Here is a 2,482-nt window from a genome sequence, read left to right as displayed (position 1 = left end):
CAACCTCCACTTCACCGCCCTCGCGGGTGGCGGTGAAGTGGAGGTTGAAGACGCGCTCGCACTCCTCGGCGAGATCGGTGAGCCCGTGGTAGTGCGTGGCGAAGAGCGCGGTGGCGCCCAGCTCGTCGTGGACGAACTCGGCGGCCGCGCGGGCGATGGCGCGCCCGTCCGTCGTCGCGGTGCCGCGGCCGACCTCGTCGAGGAGCACGAGCGAGGCGGGGCCGGCGTCGTGGAGGATCTCCGTCAGCTCGCTCATCTCGCGCATGAACGTCGACTGGCCGCCCGCGATGTCGTCCGAGGCGCCGACGCGGGTGAACAGCCGGTCGAAGACGGGCAGGGTGGCGGCCTGCGCGGGGACGAACGACCCGGTCTGCGCGAGCACGACCGCGAGCGCAACCGATCGCATGTACGTCGACTTCCCGCTCATGTTCGGGCCCGTGATCACGGCGACCGACCCGCGGGGAAGGTCGGCGTCGTTCGGGACGAACGACGCCTCCGCGCGCTCGACGACGGGGTGGCGGCCCCCCTCGATCTCGATCCCGGCGTCGGGGTCGTCGCGAACTTCCGGGCGGACGTAGTCGGCCTCGACCGCCACGGTCGCCAGCGAGCAGCACGCGTCGAGCTCGGCGAGCGCGTCGGCGAGGCCCTGGATCCGCTCCGTCTCGGCCGCGACGCGCTCGCGGACGTCGGCGAACAGCTCGTACTCGAGAGCGTCCGCGCGCTCGGCGGCGCCGACGATCTCCTCCTCGCGCTCCTTCAGCTCGGGCGTCACGTAGCGTTCGCTGTTCTTCAGCGTCTGCCGGCGGCGGTAGTCGTCGGGGACCCGGTCGAGGTTGGCGTCGGTCACCTCGATGTAGTAGCCGTGGACCTGGTTGTGGCCCACCGACAGCGAGTCGATCCCGGTGCGCTCGCGCTCGCTCGCCTCCAGGTCGGCGACCCACTCGCGCCCCTCGCGCTCGGTCGCGCGGAGCGCGTCGAGGTCGTCGTCGAACCCCTCGCGGATCACGCCGCCGTCGGTGATCTCGGGCGGGGGGTTGACCGCGATCGCCTCGTCGATCAGGTCGCGGACCGCGACCAGCTCGTCGAGGCGATCGCGGAGGCCGCGGAGGTGGTCGGTCCGCGGGCGCTCGGCGTCGCCGCCGGCGTCCTCACTTCCCGCCTCCGCGAGGAGCGACTTCAGCTCCGGGACGACCGCGAGCGTCGCGTGCAGCGAGCGCAGGTCGCGGGCGTCGGCCCGCCCCCGCGAGACGCGCCCGACGAGGCGCTCCAGGTCGTAGGCGGCCGCGAGCGCGTCGGCGACTCCCTCGCGGACCAGCGTGCGGTCGGCCAGTTCGCCGACCGCGTCGTGGCGGCTCCGGATCGCGTCGGCGTCGACGAGCGGGCGCCGGAGCCACCGCTCCAGACAGCGCCGGCCGAGCGCGCAGCTCGTCTCGTCGAGCGCGTCGAACAGGGTGTCGCTCGCGCCGAGCCCGCGGTTCTCGAACAGCTCCAGGCTGCGCTGGGCGGCGGCGTCGAGCCGCAGTCGGTCGCGGGGGTCGTACCGCCGGAGCCGTGTGACGTACGAGAGCGGCCCGTCGTCGCCCTGCGTGTACTCCGCGTACGCGAGGACGGCGCCGGCCGCCCGGAGCTCGGCGTCGCCCTCGAATCGCCGGTCGGGCGCCGGGAGGTACGGCTCCAGCCGCTCCGTCGCGGCGCGGCGCTCGAAGACGCCGGGGTCGTACTCGTGGACCGTCCAGCCGCGCTCGGCGTCCGCCGGCTCGAACGTCGGGGCGTCCGGCCCCGCGATCAGCTCGGCCGGCGCGATCCGGTCGAGCTCCCCGGCGACCGCGTCGCGGTCGCCCGACGTGACGAGGCATTCGCCCGTGGAGACGTCGACGGCGGCGAGGCCGACGCCGCCCCCCGCGTCCGCATCGGTCTCGCCGGCCGCCACCGCGGCGACGTAGTTCGTGGTGCCCGACTCCAGCAGGTCGTCCTCGACGACGGTCCCGGGCGTGATCACCTCCGTGACGGCGCGGTCGACGAGGCCGGACGCCTGCTCGGCGTCCTCGACCTGATCGCCGACGGCGACGCGGTAGCCGGCGTCGAGCAGCGATTCGAGGTACGGCGCGGCGTTGTCGATGGGGATCCCCGCCATCGGGTAGTCGCCGGTCGAGTCGGAGCGCTCCGTGAGCGTCACCTCGCAGACCCGCGCGACGGCCTCGGCCGCCTCGCAGAACGCCTCGTAGAAGTCGCCGACCTGGAACAGCACCAGCGCGTCCTCGTGGGCGGCACACAGGTCCGCGTACTGCGAGAGCATCGGCGTGAGCTCCTCGCGGGCGTCGGCGACGCCCGGCGGGAGCCCCGTGGCGACCTCTCGGTCCGCAGTTGGCATACCGCGAGTCCGGGCGCCCGCGGGCATAAACGGTACGGAGGACGGCGGGCGCCCGGACTCGCGGTATGCCAACTGCGGACCGAGAGGTCGCCACGGGGCTCCCGCCGGGCG

At 74.4% G+C, this 2,482-nt stretch carries 1 protein-coding gene; it reads right to left on the bottom strand.

Features of this window, described 5'->3' with window-relative positions:
- On the bottom strand, nucleotides 1-2,371 hold a 2,371-nt coding region (gene mutS, locus DJ73_RS16535; RefSeq protein WP_094558512.1), incomplete at its 3' end, for a DNA mismatch repair protein MutS.
- Nucleotides 2,372-2,482 lie beyond the last annotated feature (111 nt).

The sequence above is a fragment of the Halorubrum sp. Ea1 genome (assembly GCF_002252965.1).
Classification (GTDB): Archaea; Halobacteriota; Halobacteria; order Halobacteriales; family Haloferacaceae; genus Halorubrum.
Note: the sequence above shows the minus strand (reverse complement) of the source record. Positions and strands in the feature narration are given on the sequence as shown.